Source organism: Duganella vulcania, from assembly GCF_009857655.1.
Classification (GTDB): Bacteria; Pseudomonadota; Gammaproteobacteria; order Burkholderiales; family Burkholderiaceae_D; genus Rugamonas; species Rugamonas vulcania.
Genome location: NZ_WWCX01000331.1, coordinates 1 through 264 on the forward strand (window position 1 = coordinate 1; position 264 = coordinate 264).

The window sequence follows — 264 nt, forward strand, 5'->3', positions numbered from 1 at the left end:
CAAAGCGAACGCGGCGAACTGAAACATCTAAGTAGCTGCAGGAAAAGAAATCAACCGAGATTCCCAAAGTAGTGGCGAGCGAAATGGGATGAGCCTGTACGTTTTAGCATGACGCATAACAGAATCCACTGGAAATTGGAGCCATAGCGGGTGATAGCCCCGTATGTGAAATGCGATGTGTGGAACTAAGCGTACGACAAGTAGGGCGGGACACGAGAAATCCTGTCTGAATATGGGGGGACCATCCTCCAAGGCTAAATACTC

At 49.2% G+C, this 264-nt stretch carries 1 rRNA gene; it reads left to right on the plus strand.

Features of this window, described 5'->3' with window-relative positions:
• Positions 1–264, plus strand: a 23S ribosomal RNA gene (locus GTP90_RS36260); the annotation flags it as partial.